Consider the following 17,472-nt stretch of genomic DNA (forward strand, 5'->3'; position numbering starts at 1 on the left):
GGTATCTGGCCACCCCTTATTGACTGAACGGTTCGGTTATTGCTCTGGTTTGGGCTATAATCGCCGCCCTTTTTTTGAATCACCTCTCGGGCGATTTCCCATGACCAGACAGGCCGCCGAAGTCGCGAAACGCCGCACTTTCGCCATCATTTCCCACCCCGATGCGGGTAAGACCACCATCACCGAAAAGCTGTTGCTGATGGGCAAGGCCATTTCCGTCGCCGGTACGGTGAAGTCGCGTAAATCCGACCGCCACGCCACGTCCGACTGGATGGAAATGGAGAAGCAGCGCGGGATTTCCATCACCACCTCGGTCATGCAGTTCCCGTATCGCGATCACATGATCAACCTGCTCGACACCCCGGGCCACGAAGACTTTTCCGAAGATACCTACCGCACGTTGACCGCTGTCGACTCGGCGCTGATGGTGCTCGATGGCGGTAAAGGCGTTGAGCCCCGCACCATCGCACTGATGGACGTCTGCCGCCTGCGCGACACGCCGATCGTGAGCTTCATCAACAAGCTGGACCGCGACATTCGCGACCCGATCGAGCTGCTCGACGAGATCGAAGCGGTCCTGAAAATCAAGGCTGCGCCCATCACCTGGCCGATCGGTTGCTACCGCGATTTCAAGGGCGTGTATCACCTCGCCGACGACTACATCATCGTGTACACCGCCGGTCATGGCCATGAGCGCACCGATGTGAAAATCATCGAGAAGCTCGACTCCGACGAAGCGCGGGCGCACCTGGGTGATGAGTACGATCGCTTTGTCGATCAGCTGGAGCTGGTGCAAGGCGCCTGTCACGAATTCAACCAGCAGGAATTCCTCGACGGCCAACTGACGCCGGTATTCTTCGGGACAGCGCTCGGCAACTTCGGTGTCGACCACGTGCTTGACGCTGTCGTTAATTGGGCACCGGAACCACTGGCCCGTGTCGCCAACGAGCGAACGGTCGAGCCGATCGAAGAGAAATTCGCGGGCTTCGTGTTCAAGATCCAGGCGAACATGGACCCGAAACACCGCGACCGCATCGCGTTCATGCGCATCTGCTCGGGCAAGTACGACAAGGGCATGAAGATGCGCCACGTGCGCACTGGCAAGGACGTGCGCATCGGTGACGCGCTGACGTTCTTCTCCAGCGAGCGTGAGCAACTGGAAGAGGCCTACGCCGGCGACATCATCGGCCTGCACAACCACGGCACGATTCAGATCGGCGATACCTTCAGCGAAGGCGAAGCCCTGAGCTTCACCGGTATTCCGCACTTCGCCCCGGAGCTGTTCCGACGCGTGCGCCTGAAGGATCCGCTGAAATCCAAGCAGCTGCGCCAGGGTCTGCAGCAACTGGCCGAGGAAGGCGCCACTCAGGTGTTCTTCCCGCAGCGCAGCAACGACATCATCCTCGGCGCCGTCGGTGTGCTGCAGTTCGATGTGGTCGCCAGCCGCCTGAAGGAAGAATACAAAGTCGAATGCGCCTACGAGCCGATCACCGTGTGGTCCGCCCGCTGGATTGATTGCAGCGACAAGAAGAAGCTCGAGGAATTCGAGAACAAGGCGGTGGAAAACCTGGCCGTGGACGGCGGCGGTCACCTGACCTACCTCGCGCCGACGCGGGTCAACCTGGCCTTGATGGAAGAGCGCTGGCCCGACGTGAAATTCCGCGCGACGCGGGAGCATCACTAAGGCTCAGCCGGTCGTGTGATCGTTCCCACGCTCTGCGTGGGAACGCCGCTGCCGACGCTCCGCGTCATTTGACTGCGGACGCAGAGCGTCCAGGGATGCATTCCCACGCGGAGCGCGGGAACGATCAATCAGCCGTCACGCCCTCACTTCACCACCATCCCCACTCCCCGCCCGCGCGGATCGGACGCGGTCTCGACTTTCGAGCCGTCGATCTTGATCGCCTGCACGTTGCCCATCGACCAGCCCTGGTCCTTCAGCGTGTAACCCATGGCCGTCAGCTCGTCGGCCACCGGGTTCGCCAGCGGTGCAAATTTCTCGGTGTAGATCGTGTCTTTCGGCAGCAACTGGTGATGAACCCGCTGCGCCGCGACGGCGTCTTTCAGCGGCATGTGGAAGTCATAGATATTGTTCAACACCTGAAACACCGTGGTGAAAATCCGTGAGCCACCCGGCGTGCCCAGTACCAGCGTCACCGCACCATCGCGGGTGACCAGACTCGGGCTCATCGACGACAACATGCGCTTGCCGGGCTGGATAGCGTTGGCATCCCCGCCCACCACGCCGAACGCATTGGCAACGCCCGGCTTGGAACTGAAATCATCCATCTCGTCGTTCAGCAAAAAACCCGCGCCCTTCACCACCACGCCGCTGCCGTAATCCCAGTTCAGGGTGTAAGTGTTGCTCACCGCGTTGCCCTTGGCATCGACGATGGAGAAGTGCGTGGTCTGGTGCGATTCAAGCCCGGCCTTCACGTTTTCCGTGGGCGAAATCGCCGTCGGGTTCACTTCATGGGCACGCTTGGCCAGGTAGGCGTTGTCAGTCAGCTGACTCACCGGCGCCACGGAAAAGTCCGGATCGCCCAGGTAGTTGGCACGATCGGCGAACACGCGTTTTTCGATCTCTGCGAGCAAATGGATGTAGCGAGCCGAATTGAGCGGCACGTCTTTGAAGTCATCAGCAAGCAGCTGTTTCATGCCAATCAGTTGCGCCAGCGCGATGCCGCCGGAACTGGGCAGCGGCGCCGTATAAAGCGTGTTGCCGTTGAAATTCACGTGCAGCGGCTTGCGCCAGATGGCCTTGTAGTCATGCAAGTCCTCTTTGGTGATCAGGCCGTTGTCGTGTTGCATCTGCGCCACCAGCAGGTCGGCCGTCTGGCCATGATAAAACTCGTTGGCGCCTTTGTTGGCGATGCGTTCCAGGGTCTTGGCCAGCTCCGGTTGACGGAAGGTCTCACCGGTCTTCATGTCGCCGAAGTAATCCGCAAAATTGGTCTTGCCGTTGAGCTGTTTGATCGCTTCAGCGCCATACATGTATTGCTTGTCGGCGACCTTGAAGCCGTTTTTGGCATAACCAATGGCCGGCGTCAGCAGCTCGGCCCACGGCAGCTTGCCGAATTTTTCATGGGCTTCCCACAGCCCCATCACGGTGCCGGGAACGCCCGAGGCACGTGCGCCAACCAGACTCATGCCCGGAATGACCTCGCCCTTGTCGTCCAGGTACATGTTGCGCGTGGCCGCTTTCGGCGCGGCTTCGCGGTAGTCGAGAAAGTAAGGCCGGCCGTTCATGAACAGGGTCATGAAGCCACCGCCGCCGATGTTGCCCGCTTCGGGGTAGGTGACCGCCAGGGTGAAGGCCGTGGCGACAGCGGCATCGACGGCATTGCCGCCCTTTTTCAGAATCTGCGCAGCGACCTGGGCACCGTATTGATCCGGGGACGCAACGGCCCCGCCTTCCAGCACCACGGCATACACCGGCGAACTCGCGGCGAAGATCACCGACAGGGCAAGGGTTTTGAGGATCACTGCACGCATGGGGCTTCCTTGATGACAAATGCGACAGCTTGTAACTGATGGGCTGTCTGAAGGCTGAAGAGACTAACGGTCCCGCTGCACATTAATGATGAAACTTGCCGCAAACGCAAACGGCCACACGCGGGTAACCGGCTTGCCCCGTGATGAGGTCGGCCAGTCCTGTGGTGTGACGCCGTTCGTGGTCTGACCTGAAGCACTCGATACCTGATTCAACCTGCCGCACATCATCCCTGCGGTCCGAAATCAATCGCAATAACAGCCCTTGTCTGCATCGCCAACGAATCTAATACAGCGTCTTGAAATACCTACGATCAAGTAAAGCCACTGGGCGTTTAACCAGAACGGAGCACCACCGTGATAAGGATATTGGCCTGGTTAGTATTCCTAATGCCCCTGGCGGCGGCCACACCGGCAACGGCCGCTGAGACGCCATTTCTGAAATCAGGCCGGCCACTTGTTGAGCGAGATTTCGACGCATCAGCGACGTTGAAAGCGCAGCATTCATTCCCAGCGACCATCCAGATAAGCGAAGCGGATATCGACGCGAGATTAAAGATCATTCGACCCTGGCGCTGGAGATAGATGGAGCAACGCTGTTGGCCACATTCGTTCGCAGTGAACAACTGAACCAGCCTTCAAAAGTGTCTGTTCCGCGTGATGAAGCGCGCGAAAAGGACGTGTCAGACATGACTGTCTGGTATGGAAATCTAGAGCCGCATATCAACATTGAGCCTTTCAACGCAGCACGACAGGATCCTCTCAATTCAATCACGCTGGTTAAGTCGAAGACCGGTGTAACGGGCGTCATTCGTCACGGCGCCAGACTCTTCTGGCTATGGCCTATGAAAAATGGCAAGCACCTCATCGTGGAATTGGACGAGTCGGAAATGCCCGATGAGGTCAATGCCCCCATGCCATCTGGATCTGGGGCTGTCCTGGAAAAATCATCACCGACCGAATCGGCGGGTAATGTGGTTATAGACGTATTCACCGTCATCATGCAGAGAGCCGTGGACGCCTATGACGGCGACATGCTCGCCTTGATGCAGCTGGCAGTCGCTCAGGCGAACCAAAGCTATATCAACAGTGATATCGGCATCAGCCTCAGGTTGAGTGCATACCAAGTGACGGACTACAGCTCATCCAACTTTTTGGATTTGGACATGAGTCGCCTGATGGATCCCAAGGATGGGTACATGGACGATAGTATGGTCATCAGGGAGAAGTCCTTCAGCGACGTGGTCATGCTGATTGATGATTACGGCCGCGTTCTTGAGGGCGATTATCTTTGCGGCCTGGCAAAACAGGTAGGCTCGACTGCCGCTACAGCAGTCGCTGCCGTGAACTATCGATGCATCTTCAACCAGACATTCGCCCATGAGCTGGGTCATTTACAGTCTGCTCGCCACAACCCCGAGAACGACTCAGGACAGGGTCCGTATTCCTATGCCCATGGATATCGCTACACAGTTGACGCTGCACAATGGAGAACACTCATGGCTTATCCCTGTGTGCCATGGTCGAGCGGGTGCCCAGTTCTGAACGCATGGTCCAATCCCGATCTGCGATACAACGGCGTCCCTATGGGCGACGCTCAGAGCGCTGACAACCGCCGGATGCTGGAGCTCACCAAACAGAGCATTTCAAAATACTACGGCCAATAGCGGCACCAGGTTTCAGCCCGAAGCTTCGTACGATCAGCCGGGTACGATCAGCTCGCCACGATCAGCTTTACCCGCTCCCGCCGCATATTCAGGGCCAAGACACTCGCCAGCACCACAATCGACCCGACGATCACACGCTGCGACGGCAACTCGCCCAGCATCACCGAGGCGATGGCGATGGCCATCGGCGGTGTCAGGTACAAACTCATGGACGCGCGGCTGACCTCCATGTGCTTCAGAACGTAGGCCCAAGCCAGATACGCCAGTGCGCTGGGGAACAGCCCCAGCACACCCACTGCCACATTGACCCTCAGCGGCGCGTTGAAGACTTCCCCCATCAGACCCGGCAAGTAAATCAGCAGGAACACCGTGCCCGCCCAGACCGTATAACAGACCATAGTCAGGCCGTCGTACCGGTGGCTGTGACGCTTCTGCAGCGAGAAATAAACGCTCCATGAAAACGCCGCCAGCAGAATCAGCAGCCCGCGCGCGTCCATGTGGCCAATGCCCCGATCACCGGTGACGACAATCGCCGCGCCCACCAACCCGAGCGCAACACAGCCCCAACGCCAGGCGCTGACCCGCTCCTTGAACACGAAATGCGCCAGCAGCGCGGTAAACAAAGGCGTCGATTGCACCAGCACACTGGACGCCCCGGCACTCACGCCGGCCTGGCCGAAGTTGAGAGCGATGTGGTGCAGGCTGACGGCGAAGAAACCCAACACCGCGAGCAACGGCAGATCCTTCAGGCGCGGTAACGCGATGCGTTGCGATGAGGCGATTAGCAGCATGAACACCGATGCAATCAGGAAGCGCAGTAGCGCCAGATGCCCCGGCTCATAGGCCTGCAAACCAATACGAATGCCGGTGGGCGAAAAGCCCCAGCAGGCGACCACGAAGAACGTGGCGAGGGCAACTTTCATCCCTTGCCACGGCACCGCAGCACTCACCGGTGTATCCGAACTGCAAACGGGTTCAGCCACCACGCTCATTTCGATAACTCCTGCCGACAGGCCCGGCGCCTGCCCATGGCTGCGAGTATCGAAACAACTTATGCTCACCACAACCGAACAATAATGACGTAAACACTCACTTTTGGTGATGAATGGAACTGGCCCAGATTCGCATGTTCAAGACCATCGCCGACACCGGCAGCATTGCCCGCGCCGCGGAGGTGTTGCACTGCGTGCCGTCGAACATCACTGCGCGGATCAAGGCGCTTGAGGCGGAGTTGGGCACCGAGTTGTTCTACCGTCAGGGCCGAGGGTTGCGCATCAGCCCGGCGGGGGAAATCTTCCTGACTTACGCCGGCAAAATGCTCAGTCTGGCCGACGAAGCCAAACGCGCGGTGCATCCCGATGCCGCGCCCTCCGGGCCGTTGCGTATCGGCGCCATTGAATCCTCGGCCACCGCGCGGCTGCCGCGACTGCTGGCGCGCTTTCATGCGCGTTATCCGCAGGTGTCACTGGAGCTGACGACGGGCACCGGCACGCAACTGCTCGACGCGACGCTCAACCAGAAGCTCGATGGCGCCATTGTTGCCATCGACGTCAAACGCCCACGGCTCAAGCGCACATCGATGTACCGGGAGGATCTGGTACTGATTGCCGCCGAGTCGATGGGGCCGATTCGCAGCGCCGCGGATCTGCAGGGCAAATCGATTTTCATGTGGCCCGAAGGCTGCCCTTATCGCGCGGCGCTAGAGCGCTGGTTGCAGCACGACGGCCAGACTCAGCCCATCGTCAGCATCGCCAATTACGGCACCATCGTCGGTTGCGTCAGCGCCGGCGCCGGGGTGGCGCTGGTGCCCAAGGGCGTTTACGAGCAGTACCAGAAAGGCTCGGGCTGGGTCGGTTATGAATTCCCTGAACTGACCTCCATAGACAACCTGTTTTACTGGCACGAGAACGCCGAGCACCACCCGGCGCGGGAGGCGTTTGTGGAGATGTTGCGGGCGGAGTTCAGCGGGATTAGTGAGGCGTGATACCTGCCTGTAGGAGCGTGGCTTGTCCCGCGATCTGCTGCGCAGCAGTAGCAAAACCATTCCAATCAAGTCCTCCAGACAGACCGCGTTTGCAGGGTTTGCTGCCGATTCCCGGCAGATCGCGGGACAAGCCACGCTCCCACAGGGAATGTAAGCAGGTTCACGCCGCGTACACCGCCAGCTTTTTCTGAATGAAATCCAGAAAGCACTGAATCCTCAATGCCAGCTGCGAGTTGCGGTAGTAGACGGCGTGGATCGGCTGCCGATAGCCGCTGTTGGCCTGGGGCAGGATGACGGTGAGACGGCCCAGGCGGATGTCTTCGTGGGTCATGAAGTGCGACAGGCACACGATGCCCTCCCCCGCCAACGCCAATTGGCGCAACGTCTCGCCGCTGGAGGCCGAAACCGTCGGCTGGATGAACAGCCGATCCCCGTCGGCGTGGCGCAACGGCCAGTGATTGAGCGTTTCTGTCTGGGTAAAGCCGAGCAGTGAATGTCCGCTCAGCGCGGCCACGGTTTTCGGCGTGCCGTGTTGTTCGAGGTATTCGGGGCTAGCCAGAATATTCAGCGGGCTGCTGCCGAGGGGCCGGGCATGCAGCGTGGAATCGGCCAGCACGCCAATGCGGATCGCCACATCGGTGCTCTGTTCCAGCAGATCAATGATCAGATCGTTGCTGTTCAGCTCCAGCTGGATGTCCGGGTACAGCGCGCGAAACTCGGCGACGTACGGGACGATGGAATGCAGCATGAAGGGTGACGCCGCGTTGATCCGCAAACGACCGGACGGCGTCTGCTGTCGCACCGACATGCGCTCTTCCAGCTCTTCCATCTGATCCAGAATCTGCCTGGCCCGCTCGAGGAAATACTTGCCCTCCTCGGTCAGGTCCATGCGCCGCGTGGTGCGGTTGATCAACGTCGTGCCTAGCTTGCCTTCAAGTCGCGACAGCGTGCGGCTGATCGCCGAGGGCGTCTGCCCGACCTGCTCGGCCGCAGCGGAAATCGAGCCGCTTTCGATCACCGTGACAAACACCTGCAACTCATCTGACCTGGCTTTCACTGTTGCCTCCCGCTCACAAGAGACTGGATATTAGCGCGCTTGCTGGCAAGAGCTACAAGCTACAAGCACTGAGCTGCAAGTCAGGCGCTAAAAGCCGTAAGCCGTGAGCTTGAAGCTTGACGCTTGAAGCTAGTAACTCGCTCCTCGCGCTCAGATCCCGAACACCGAGGCCAAGTGCGCCTCATACCGCTTAACGTCCGCCTCCACGTTCGGCATCTTCATCACGTCCACCGCCAGGAAGGTTGGCAGACCGGTCATGCCCAGGAACTGGTTGGCCTTGTGGAACGGGAAGTACACGGCATCCACGCCCTTGGTTTCGAAAAAGTCTGCCGGGTCGTCGAACGCTTGTTGCGGCGCGTTCCAGGTAGCGGAAATCATGTATTGCTTGCCGTGCAGCAAGCCGCCGCTGCCGTACCGTTGGGAGGCATCGGAACGGGTGCGACCGTCGTTGGCGTACAAGCTGCCGTGCCCTTCGGTGAAGACTTCGTCGATGTACTTTTTCACCGTCCACGGCGCGCCCATCCACCAGCCTGGCATCTGCCAGATGGTCACGTCCGCCCAGAGAAACTTCTGCACTTCCTCGGCCACGTCGTAGCCGCCGTCGATGAAGGTCTGCTGCACGTCAAACCCGGCACGGTCCAGGAGCGCCAGGCCGGCTTCATGCAGCGTGGTGTTGTAGCGACCGTCGGAGTGCGCGAATTGTTTGCCGCCATTGAGAAACAGTACTTTTTTCATTTCAAGCCTCGTCCGCCGTCAACGCAGCCCGCTGTTTAGCGGTGCCGGATTGAGGGTCTTCAATTGGAATGGACGGCAGAATATCGATCAGGCGAGAGGGGAATAAGCCGAAGAGGGGCAAAATACATTTGCGCCTGAATCACGAGTCAGGCGCCTATTGATGAATTTACGTTGATTGGCCTACAGCGTGAATGCGGGCGGGACACCCCGTGTTCAGCCAGCGATCATCAAGTGCGCGCCCAGCAGCGCCATGCCGATGAAGAACATCCGCTTGAACACAGTGGCGCTGATGCGTTGACGCAGCCACTGCCCGAACATCATGCCGAGCAAAGCAGGAATCAGCGCCAGCAACGAGGCGCCCATTTCGGCGCTGCCGACTGCGCCGTTCCAGAACAGACCAGCACCCAGTGCCAGGGTCGAGACAGTGAACGACAGACCCAGCGCCTGCACCAGTTCATTGCGATCCAGCCCCAGGCCCTGAATGTAGGGCACCGCGGGAATCACGAAGACGCCGGTGGCCGAGGTGACCAGCCCGGTGATAAATCCGCACAACGGCCCGAGCCAGCCCTCGGCAGCGGGCGGTACTTTGAGCGTCGGCAGGAACAAGCCACACAGTGCATACACAAACAACGCGCCGCCCAGCGCCCTCGCCATGCCGTGCCCGTTGCCGAGCCCCAGCGCGTAGGAGCCGAGCAGCGTGCCGATGACGATCATCAACAACAGCGGCCACAACCGCGTACACAGTCCTCGCAAATGCCCGCCGGTTGCCAGCTGCCAGAAGTTGGTCAGTGTCGAGGGAATCAGCAGCAACGCCGCCGCCTGGGTCGGCAGCATCATCGCGCCGAGCAAGCCCATGGCCACGGTCGGCAACCCCATGCCGATGACGCCCTTGACCGTCCCCGCCAGCAAAAATGTCAGCAGCACCAACACTGACAAAGTCCAGCCAAGGTTCTGATAAAGCGATAGGAAACCATCCATGGGGCGCATCCTGCGAAAAGGTCGAAGAGGGAAAACATCGGGCGTTGCAATCGGCGCCACTTCAACACATTTGGGCAGCTGCGATAACAGAAAAATAGTCAGCACGACGTCACTGAATAGCGATTTGATACCGCAGCTTTCCATTTCTGCCAACCCGACTTGCCATTTGTAACGTTTCACCGGTAGCCGGTTTTTCCTAGGATCCCCTGACGTCGGCGACGCCTGGCTCGCCAGCAATCAAATGTTTGAGGGGGAATGCATATGTCCGATGCAACGGATCGTCTGTGGGGGGCGCGCTTCAAGTCAGCGCCGGCTGAAGCGATGGCCAACCTGTCACGCTCGCCCGCCGTCTATTTCCGCATGACGCCCTATGACGTCGCAGGGTCCAAGGCCCATGCCCACGAGCTTGAGCGCGCCGGTTTGCTGGACGCCGATGAAACACGCCGCATCATCGACGCGCTGCAATCGATTGACGAGGATTTTGCTGCCGGCACGATTCAACCCATTCGCGCCGATGAGGACGTACACACCTTCATCGAGCGCCTGCTCACCGAACGCCTCGGCGCACTGGGCGGCAAGCTTCGCGCCGGGCGCTCGCGCAACGATCAGACGGCCAACGACATGCGGCTGTTTCTGCGTGACCAAATTCGCGTGCTGACCCTGTCGATTCTCGACTTGCAGCAGGCATTGGTGAGCCAGGCCGAAGCGCATATCGAGACCATCGCGCCGGGTTTCACCCACTTGCAGCAAGCGCAGCCGATTGTGTTCGGTCACCATTTGATGGCCCACGCCCAGGCGATTCATCGTGACATCCAGCGCCTGCATGATTGGGATCAGCGTTTCAACCTTTCGCCCCTCGGTGCCGCCGCCATGGCCGGTTCCGCCATTGCCCGCGATCCTCAACGTTCAGCGGCGGAAATGGGTTACGCCGGGCCCTGTGAAAACTCCATCGACGCCGTCGCCAGCCGCGATCACGTGGCCGAGTTTCTGTTCTGCGCGAGCATGCTGGGGATCAACATTTCGCGCATGGCCGAGGAGTTCTGCATCTGGACGTCGCGGCAGTTTCGCTGGGTCGAACTGGACGATGCCTACGCCACCGGCAGCTCGATCATGCCGCAGAAGAAGAACCCGGACATCGCCGAGTTGGCCCGGGGGAAATCCGGCCGCTTGATTGGTTCGCTGACGGCAATTCTGTCCGTGCTCAAGGCGCAGCCGCTGTCGTACAACCGGGATTTGAGCGAAGACAAACACGCCATCTTCGACGCGCTGGACACACTGAATCTGGTGCTGCCCGCCTTCGCCGGTATGGTCCGGACCATGAAGGTGCGCAAGGACGAGTTACTGCGGCAGGCGCCGCTAGGCTTTACCTTGGCAACCGAAGTCGCCGATTGGCTGGCCGTTCGCGGCGTGCCGTTCAAGGAAGCCCACGAGATCACCGGGCAGCTGGTTCAGCTGTGTGAGGCGCAGGACATCGGGCTGCCGGAGCTAACGCCGAAGATGCTCGCCGACACCGACCCGCGCCTGACGCCGGAGGTGCTGGAGAGCCTGACGCTGGAGGCCGCACTGGCGGCGCGCAGCGGCTGGGGCGGAACGTCGCCGGTGCGCGTAGCCGAGCAGATCGCGCGGTTTAAACAGCATTTGGTGACGCAGGAGAAGTGGGCCAAGGATTACAGCGGCCCGCGCGCCGCTCTGTAGGACTGGCTTTAGCCGGGAAGGCGTCGGTTGTCACACCGCAAAATTACGGTATTGGTGCTGGCCTCTTCCTGGCTAAAGCCGGTTCCACTGACTGACCGCGTGCATAGTGTGGGACCGGCTTTAGCCGGGAAGGCGTCGGATGCCACGCCGCAAAATTGCGGGTGTTGATGCTGGCCTCTTCCCGGCTAAAGCCGGTCCTACATTGGGTACTCGGCAGTTACGTTGATGATCGTTCTTGGCCGTGCTATCAGCCTTTCTTGATATACCCCTCAACCACCGCCGAAAAGTCCTTACCGCCATCACCGCGCAAACTCATCGCCTGATACAGCTGCTGCGCCAGCGCACCCATGATCACGGGTTGGCGCGCGGCTTTGGCGGCCTCGGTTGCCAGGCCCAGATCCTTGAGCATCAGCTCCGCGCCAAACCCTCCGGTGTAGCCGCGCGACGCCGGGGCGGTTTCCACGACGCCGGGCCACGGGTTGTACATTTCCGAGCTCCAGCAGCGCCCGGTCGAGCTGTTGATGATGGTCGCCAGCACGCCGGTGTCGATGCCCAGGCTATTGCCCAGTGCCATGGCTTCTGCCACGCCGATCATGGAAATGCCCAACAGCATGTTGTTGCAGATCTTCGCGATCTGACCGGTGCCGACGTCGCCGCAATGGACGATGTTGCGGCCCATCTGCGCCAGGATCGGCTTGAGCACCGCGAAGTGCTCAAGACTCGCGCCGACCATAAATGTCAGCGTCCCGGCCTGCGCGCCACCGGTGCCACCCGACACCGGCGCATCGCCGACCATCACGCCCTGTTTCGCCGCAGCCGCCGCTACATCGCGGATGGTCTGCGGATCAATCGTGCTGCAATCCACCGCCGGCACCCCTGCGCTGATGCCAGCCAATACGCCGTCTTCGTTCAGGTAAACCGCGCGAACGTGAGCGGCCGCCGGGAGCATGGTGATGACCAGATCGGCACCCTGCGCCGCATGTTTGGGCGACTCACTGACGCGGCTGCCCAATTCGGCCAGCTCGGACAAGACCTGTTGGTTGACGTCGAACAAATGCAACTGATGCCCGGCACGGATCAGGTTCCGCGCCATCGGCGCCCCCATATTGCCCAGGCCGATGAATGCGATTTTCATGCTTGTTCTCCTTGTTCAAAACTCAGCTCAAACCAACTGACGGAATACGATCTTTGTAGGAGCGCGCTTGCCCGCGATGGCGTCGTATCTATCAACTCACCCCTCAAAGGCAGATCGCTTTCACGGGCAAGCGCGCGCCTAAAACAGGGCGTCGCACTCAACGCAGATTGATCGTCGTATTCACCCCATCATTCACGCTGTCGTCATCAAACCAGCGGCTGGTGACGGTCTTGGTCTGAGTGTAGAACTGCACCACCTGTTTGCCGTACGGCCCCAGATCCCCCAGCTTCGAACCGCGCGAACCGGTGAAGCTGAAGAACGGCACCGGCACCGGAATAGGGATGTTGATGCCCACTTGACCCACATCGATTTCACTCTGGAATTTGCGCGCCGCCGCGCCGCTCTGGGTGAACAGGCCAACGCCGTTGCCGAACGGGTTGGCGTTGACCAGCGCGATGGCCTGATCCAGCGTGTCGACCTCCAGCACCACGAGCACCGGCCCGAAGATTTCCTGAGTGTAGATCTGCATCTCGGTGGTCACGCCGGTGAACAGCGTCGGCCCGACGAAATTGCCGTCCTCGTAGCCCTCCACCGTGATGCCGCGCCCGTCCAGTTCGAGGGTGGCGCCTTCCTGAGCGCCACTTTCGATCAAATCAAGAATCCGCTGTTTAGCGCGCCTGGAAATCACCGGCCCGACATCGGTGCCCGCCTCGCTGCCCGCATTCACCTTGAGCTTCTGCGCCAGCGCCTTCAGGTCGGGAATCCACTGCTTCGCCGCGCCGACCATGACCACCGCCGACGTCGCCATGCAGCGCTGACCCGCCGCGCCGAAACCGGCGCCGACCAGTGCATTGAGGGTCTGCTCGCGATTGGCATCCGGCAGCACGACGGCATGATTCTTCGCGCCCATCATCGACTGCACGCGCTTGGCGTGTTTGCCTGCCAGGTCGTAAACGTGAGTGCCCACCGCCGTAGAACCGACGAAGGACACCGCCTTGATGTCCTTGTGGGTGCAGATCCCGTCGACCACTTCTTTGCCGCCATGGACGACGTTGAGCACGCCCGCCGGCACGCCCGCCTCGACCGCCAGTTCCACCAGCAGCATGGTCGACATCGGGTCCTGCTCGGACGGCTTGAGCACGAAGGTGTTGCCGCAGGCGATGGCCATCGGGAACATCCACAGCGGGATCATCGCCGGGAAGTTGAAAGGCGTGATGCCTGCGCAGACGCCGATGGGCTGACGTAGCGTGTAGGTGTCGACGCCACCGGCCACGTTTTCGGCAAATTCGCCCATCTGCAGCGTGCCGATGGAGCACGCGTGCTCGACCACTTCCAGGCCGCGGAAGATATCGCCCTCAGCGTCCGCAATGGTCTTGCCCTGTTCGGCGCTGAGCACGACGGCGATGCGTTTGGAGTGTTCACGGATCAACGCCTGCAACTTGAGCATGATGCGCATGCGGGCGCCAATCGGCGTGTGCCGCCAGGTGCTGAACGCCTTCTGCGCAGCGGCGACGGCGGCATCGACCTCGGCCGGCGTCGCGAAGGGCACCTGGGCCAGCACTTCTTGGGTGGCGGGATTGACCACGTCGAGCCATTCGGTGGTTTGCGACTCAACCCATTCACCACCGATCAGCAGCTTCACGTGGGCCACGGTGGTGTTGTTCTTGTTCAGTGACACGTTCATTGCCATTGCTCCATTCAAGGCAGCGCGCCGACTTGAGCGCGCTGAAAAAAGTCGATTTCAGGCAGCGCGATAACGAGGAGGATCACGCTTCATCAGCGCCGTACAGACCAATGCCACCAGCGCCATGCCGATCAGGTAGGCGATGACATAGCGCGGACTGCCGCCGCCCATGGCGAGCAATTGCGTGGCGATCATCGGCGCAAATCCGCCGCCCAGGACGCCCGCCAACTGCACCGAAACGGAGATGCCGCTGTAGCGAATCTCCGCCGGGAATTGACGGGCAAACAGCAGAGACTCCGGCGCGTACAGGATCGGGAAAACCACGCCGACTGCCAGCACCATCGCCCACCACACCATCTGCGGCTCGCGGGTGCCGAGCATGGCGAAGAAGGGATAGACGAAAGCGCAGAGCAGCAGAAGCCCGGCGAAATACAGACGTTTCTGACCGACCTTGTCTGACAGGTGCCCACACAGCGGCATCGTCACCAGGGACAGCGCAGCGCCGGCGGTGATCGCGCTCAGCACGTCAGCGCGGGGGATGAGCAACTGGTTGGCGGCGTATGCCAACGCGAAGGTCACCGACATGTAAAACCAGGCGTTCTCGGCGGTGCGCGCGCCGATGATGGTCAGGGTTTCTTTCGGGTATTCGCGGAACACTCTGAACAGCGGCACCTTGACGGCGATGTTGTCTTTTTTGAGCTTCTCGAAATCAGGCGACTCCGGGACTTTCAGGCGAATCAGCCAGCCCACGCCCAGCAACACGACGCTGGCGAGAAACGGAATGCGCCAGCCCCAGCTGAGCATATCGGCCTCCGGCAGTTTCGCCACCATGCCCATCGCCAGCGAGGCCAGCACCAGCCCCGCGCCGACGCCGGTTTGCGGCAGGCTGCCGTAGAAACCTTTGCGGCCCTCGGGCGCATGTTCGACGGCCATCAGCACCGCCCCGCCCCATTCGCCGCCGACCGCCATTCCCTGCAGAAAACGCGTCACGACAAGCAACACGGCAGCCCAGTAGCCGATCTGTTCGTAGGTGGGAATCAGGCCGATGATGATGGTCGGAATGCCCATCAGCATCAGGGTGAACAGCAGCATGGACTTGCGCCCGATCTTGTCGCCGAAATGGCCGAACACGATGCCGCCCAGTGGCCGGCCGAGAAAGCCCACAGCGTAGGTGGCGAACGCCGCCAGCACACCGATGATCGGGTCCAGTGCAGGGAAGAAGATTTTGTTGAAGATCAGGGCGGCAGCCGTGCCGTAGAGGAAAAAGTCGTACCACTCGATGGTCGTGCCAGCCATGCTGGCCGTACCGGCAAGCCGGTAGGATCGTGCGTTTTTCACGGGGCTGGCATCGAGTACGCCAGCGTCCGCCGTAGTAGCGTTCTTCATAAACTCCTCCGCTTATTTATTGTTATGCAGGGTGTTATGGCGTGTGTTTTCTGGATGTATTTGAACCTGGAACTCGTCCTCAGTGGATCACTGATTCCGTAGGAGCCGGCTTGCTGGCGAACCGCGTTGTGTCATCAAACATCGCTGTCGCTGACCCGACGTGTTCGCCAGCAAGCCGGCTCCTACAGGTTTCGCGTACCTCGCAGATTTTGCAGTTGGCGCAGATCAACTGTAGGAGCGCGCTTGCCCGCGAACTCGGTTAATCATCCACCGCAGCAGCGCCGGCTAGAATGCTTTCGCCAGCAAGCCGGCTCCTACAGATCGCGTCGTTACGGGTCGGTAGGATCCGGCAGCGCTTCGGAGTATAGATGTGCAAACTTCTAATAAGAACGCACATAAAAGCAGGTTCAACATGCAAAAAAACATCACGTCCCTGAGCGCGCTTAACTGGGATGACCTGAAGTTTTTTCTCGAAGTGGCGCGCACGCGCAAGGCCAGTTCGGCAGCCAAACGCCTGGCGGTGGACTACACCACGGTGTCGCGCCGGATCAGCTCGCTGGAGACGTCACTGGGCACGCTGCTGTTCGAGAAATCCCGCAACACCGGTTTCATCCTCACGGCGGAAGGCCAACGATTATTGGGCGCTGCGGAGTCCATCGAAAGCACGCTGCACATCGCCTGCGAGCAGGTGTCCGGCTCCGGCGTCGCGCTGTCAGGGCACGTTCGCATGGGCTGCACCGAAGGCTTTGGCAGCTTCTTCATCACCCCGCAACTCAGTCACTTCACCGACACTTATCCCGCTATCTCGGTCGACATCCTGCCGCTGCCACATTTCATCAGCCTGTCCAAGCGCGAGGCGGACATCGTCATCGCATTGGAGCGTCCGGAGCACGGGCCGTACGTGTGCTGCAAGCTGTGCGATTACAGACTCAGGCTCTACGCCACCCAGGATTATCTCGACAACCACGCGCCGATCTTCAAGACCGAAGACCTCGCCGACCATCCGTTCATCAGCTACGTCGACGACCTGGCCTTCAGCTCGGAATTGCTCTACCTCAGCAACCTACTCCCCGGCGCCCATGCCACCCTGCGCAGCACCAGCGTCATCGCCCAATACGTCGCTGCATTGCAGGGACGAGCGCTGGCGATTCTGCCGTGCTTTCTGGCGGCGCAGGATTCACGACTGCTGCCGGTGCTGGAAAGTGAGGTGGATATCACCCGGCAGTTCTGGATGTACTGCCGGGAGGACCTGAGAAAGCTCAAGCGGATTACGTTGTTGTGGGATTACATCCGTGAGGCCACCGAGCGCAATCAGGGATTTCTGTTGGGCGAGACGGATCAGATGACGTTTGTGGATTGAGTGATCGGACACAGCAAAATGTAGAAGCCGGCTTGCTGGCGAACGCACCTGGACAGCCGACCTCAATGTGTCGGATCGGGATCGGACGCTACAAGCAATAGGGCTTTTTCTGGATCGCATCCCAACGATGGCGTTGCATCAGACACATCAATGGCGTCTGATGCATTTTTCGCGGGCAAGCGCGCTCCTACACACGTCCGAACGTCTGCTCTGCCCCTCCCCACCATAGTTCAGAAATCTCTGAACTATGCATTTGAGCTTTCCTATTCTTCCCGTTCATCGGCCGAATCTAAGATCGG

The 17,472-nt window shown here is 60.3% G+C and carries 13 protein-coding genes; 5 read left to right on the forward strand and 8 right to left on the reverse strand.

Annotated features, from left to right (window positions below; genetic code table 11):
• The first annotated feature begins 100 nt into the window (after positions 1-100).
• Entirely contained in the window at positions 101-1,684 is a 1,584-nt protein-coding gene (locus OKW98_RS24930; protein WP_265387093.1) for a peptide chain release factor 3, read from the forward strand.
• Between the two features lie 143 nt (positions 1,685-1,827).
• On the opposite strand, the gene ggt is transcribed toward OKW98_RS24930, so the two are convergent.
• The gene (ggt, locus tag OKW98_RS24935; protein WP_265387094.1) at positions 1,828-3,495 is read right to left on the reverse strand and encodes a gamma-glutamyltransferase; all 1,668 of its coding nucleotides are present in this window, start codon (positions 3,493-3,495) and stop codon (positions 1,828-1,830) included.
• A 596-nt stretch (positions 3,496-4,091) separates the two neighbouring features.
• On the opposite strand from ggt, the gene OKW98_RS24940 reads away from it, so the two are divergent.
• Positions 4,092-5,159, forward strand: coding sequence for a M12 family metallo-peptidase (locus OKW98_RS24940; RefSeq protein WP_265387095.1), 1,068 nt, complete (start codon positions 4,092-4,094; stop codon positions 5,157-5,159).
• 47 nt (positions 5,160-5,206) lie between these two features.
• Here OKW98_RS24940 and OKW98_RS24945 read toward each other — a convergent pair whose 3' ends face one another.
• Positions 5,207-6,082, reverse strand: coding sequence for a DMT family transporter (locus OKW98_RS24945; protein WP_265389832.1), 876 nt, complete (start codon positions 6,080-6,082; stop codon positions 5,207-5,209).
• Between the two features lie 182 nt (positions 6,083-6,264).
• On the opposite strand from OKW98_RS24945, the gene OKW98_RS24950 reads away from it, so the two are divergent.
• The gene (locus tag OKW98_RS24950; protein ID WP_265387096.1) at positions 6,265-7,143 is read left to right on the forward strand and encodes a LysR family transcriptional regulator; all 879 of its coding nucleotides are present in this window, start codon (positions 6,265-6,267) and stop codon (positions 7,141-7,143) included.
• A 160-nt stretch (positions 7,144-7,303) separates the two neighbouring features.
• On the opposite strand, the gene OKW98_RS24955 is transcribed toward OKW98_RS24950, so the two are convergent.
• From OKW98_RS24955 to OKW98_RS24965, 3 genes are all read right to left on the reverse strand, one after another.
• Entirely contained in the window at positions 7,304-8,200 is an 897-nt protein-coding gene (locus OKW98_RS24955; protein ID WP_265387097.1) for a LysR family transcriptional regulator, read from the reverse strand.
• Positions 8,201-8,350: 150 nt separating this feature from the next.
• Positions 8,351-8,935, reverse strand: a complete 585-nt coding sequence (locus tag OKW98_RS24960) for an NAD(P)H-dependent oxidoreductase (RefSeq protein ID WP_265387098.1) — start codon at positions 8,933-8,935, stop codon at positions 8,351-8,353.
• Between the two features lie 213 nt (positions 8,936-9,148).
• On the reverse strand, positions 9,149-9,913 hold the full coding sequence (locus OKW98_RS24965) for a sulfite exporter TauE/SafE family protein (protein ID WP_265387099.1): 765 nt from the start codon (positions 9,911-9,913) through the stop codon (positions 9,149-9,151).
• Between the two features lie 261 nt (positions 9,914-10,174).
• Between OKW98_RS24965 and argH the strand changes: the two genes are divergently transcribed.
• Entirely contained in the window at positions 10,175-11,608 is a 1,434-nt protein-coding gene (argH, locus tag OKW98_RS24970; RefSeq protein WP_265387100.1) for an argininosuccinate lyase, read from the forward strand.
• Positions 11,609-11,855: 247 nt separating this feature from the next.
• Here argH and mmsB read toward each other — a convergent pair whose 3' ends face one another.
• The 3 genes from mmsB to OKW98_RS24985 form a co-directional block, all read right to left on the reverse strand.
• Complete coding sequence (mmsB, locus tag OKW98_RS24975) at positions 11,856-12,743, reverse strand: 3-hydroxyisobutyrate dehydrogenase (RefSeq protein ID WP_265387101.1); 888 nt, start codon at positions 12,741-12,743, stop codon at positions 11,856-11,858.
• Positions 12,744-12,900: 157 nt separating this feature from the next.
• Entirely contained in the window at positions 12,901-14,427 is a 1,527-nt protein-coding gene (locus OKW98_RS24980; protein ID WP_265387102.1) for a CoA-acylating methylmalonate-semialdehyde dehydrogenase, read from the reverse strand.
• Between the two features lie 57 nt (positions 14,428-14,484).
• The gene (locus tag OKW98_RS24985; protein WP_265387103.1) at positions 14,485-15,813 is read right to left on the reverse strand and encodes an MFS transporter; all 1,329 of its coding nucleotides are present in this window, start codon (positions 15,811-15,813) and stop codon (positions 14,485-14,487) included.
• 412 nt (positions 15,814-16,225) lie between these two features.
• Between OKW98_RS24985 and OKW98_RS24990 the strand changes: the two genes are divergently transcribed.
• Positions 16,226-17,173 (forward strand): LysR family transcriptional regulator, encoded by a 948-nt coding sequence (locus OKW98_RS24990; protein ID WP_265387104.1) that lies wholly within the window; start codon positions 16,226-16,228, stop codon positions 17,171-17,173.
• Positions 17,174-17,472: the final 299 nt, after the last annotated feature.

The organism is Pseudomonas sp. KU26590 (genome assembly GCF_026153515.1).
GTDB lineage: Bacteria > Pseudomonadota > Gammaproteobacteria > Pseudomonadales > Pseudomonadaceae > Aquipseudomonas.

Excerpts from the sequence above, each read along its gene's own strand:
- OKW98_RS24980 (WP_265387102.1), bottom strand. The coding sequence starts at position 14,427 with ATGAACGTGTCACTGAACAAGAACAACACCACCGTGGCCCACGTGAAG.
- OKW98_RS24950 (WP_265387096.1), top strand. The coding sequence starts at position 6,265 with ATGGAACTGGCCCAGATTCGCATGTTCAAGACCATCGCCGACACCGGC.
- OKW98_RS24990 (WP_265387104.1), top strand. The coding sequence starts at position 16,226 with ATGCAAAAAAACATCACGTCCCTGAGCGCGCTTAACTGGGATGACCTG.
- OKW98_RS24960 (WP_265387098.1), bottom strand. The coding sequence starts at position 8,935 with ATGAAAAAAGTACTGTTTCTCAATGGCGGCAAACAATTCGCGCACTCC.
- OKW98_RS24930 (WP_265387093.1), top strand. The coding sequence starts at position 101 with ATGACCAGACAGGCCGCCGAAGTCGCGAAACGCCGCACTTTCGCCATC.
- OKW98_RS24985 (WP_265387103.1), bottom strand. The coding sequence starts at position 15,813 with ATGAAGAACGCTACTACGGCGGACGCTGGCGTACTCGATGCCAGCCCC.
- mmsB (WP_265387101.1), bottom strand. The coding sequence starts at position 12,743 with ATGAAAATCGCATTCATCGGCCTGGGCAATATGGGGGCGCCGATGGCG.
- OKW98_RS24965 (WP_265387099.1), bottom strand. The coding sequence starts at position 9,913 with ATGGATGGTTTCCTATCGCTTTATCAGAACCTTGGCTGGACTTTGTCA.
- OKW98_RS24945 (WP_265389832.1), bottom strand. The coding sequence starts at position 6,082 with ATGAAAGTTGCCCTCGCCACGTTCTTCGTGGTCGCCTGCTGGGGCTTT.
- argH (WP_265387100.1), top strand. The coding sequence starts at position 10,175 with ATGTCCGATGCAACGGATCGTCTGTGGGGGGCGCGCTTCAAGTCAGCG.
- ggt (WP_265387094.1), bottom strand. The coding sequence starts at position 3,495 with ATGCGTGCAGTGATCCTCAAAACCCTTGCCCTGTCGGTGATCTTCGCC.